The organism is Aquisphaera insulae (assembly GCF_011064615.1).
GTDB classification, from domain to species: domain Bacteria; phylum Planctomycetota; class Planctomycetia; order Isosphaerales; family Isosphaeraceae; genus Aquisphaera; species Aquisphaera insulae.
In genome coordinates this window covers 1-1,040 of the sequence record NZ_JAALJH010000231.1, presented here as the reverse complement: position 1 = coordinate 1,040, position 1,040 = coordinate 1, and the positions used below count along the sequence as shown (strand labels likewise).

General features: G+C 55.1%; 1 protein-coding gene and 1 pseudogene. Both read right to left on the bottom strand.

The features are described 5' to 3' along the window. The coding region (locus G6O54_RS36910) for a hypothetical protein (protein ID WP_165236138.1) at nucleotides 1-443 on the bottom strand (443 nt) is incomplete at its 3' end. A 372-nt stretch (nucleotides 444-815) separates the two neighbouring features. After that, nucleotides 816-1,040: pseudogene (locus G6O54_RS36900) on the bottom strand (IS5 family transposase); the annotation flags it as partial.

The following is a 1,040-nucleotide window of genomic DNA, read 5'->3' as shown; positions in this document are numbered from 1 at the left end:
CGAAAGATATGATCGAACAGAAAATGGTCATCAGACTTGACGACAAAATCCTCTGCCTCCTCATCTGGAAACCCTCCACTCACTTCGGAGAGCCGAGGGACGATTACTTCGTAGAAATTTCCGACATGAGAATGCATACTTGGAACGTTCGGTAGTCGGTCGAGAAGATTCTCTGGGTCCATGCCCACTGGGTCAGCCAGGAATGCCTCGCTTTCATAAAAAGCCATATCGCCTGCCTTGTATGGCATGTCAATGAGTTTTGAAAATTCCACCTTTTGAAATTCAATATGCCGTACCTCTAGTAGCTTCTGTCTGACTACCTCGGAAACCACCAATGAAATGCCGGGCTTGAAGATATCTGGAACGCTTCGGCCGCTTCGTTTGACACGAAGTGGCATCGACAAATCGTCTCCCAATAAGTGACCTTCGGCGGTCTCTGTCAATTTCGACCTCGACGTATCACATATTCCATGAAACATTAGTGCATGGAATACACGAATCCTTGCTGAGCTCGAGAATGAGGAAAGCACGATGAATCTCATACTGTTCGCTCCTCCTGGATGTTGGAGACTATCCGGTAATCACGTCGTTTTGGGATCGATACTTGAAACTCGCGGGCGGTTGCGATGCATCTGGGTTTAACCACCTGAGCATTCGATGAATCGAGCTGATCTTGAGCATCGACTCGCCGCTCCGCTCATACACCTCGTAGTGCCGGCTGTCGCGCCGGCAGCGGCCCGGCCAGGCGAAGCTGCGCTCCACGACCCAGCGCCTCGGCAGCTTGACGTAGCCCACGCTCCCCGACGGGCGGCCGATCACCTCGATGCGATATCCGACCTCTCCGTCGCCATCCAGGCGTCGAGCCGTCGACTGTTGTACTTGCCATCGGCCCACTCGACCTCCAACCGCCCCTTCTGCTCGGTCGTCAACCGCGACAGGACATCCGGCGCGAATGTACCGTCGTCGGCCGCCGCCGCCGGCACCACCGTCGCCAGCATCAACCCCAGGACGTCCACCACGATATGTCGCTTGACGCCGGC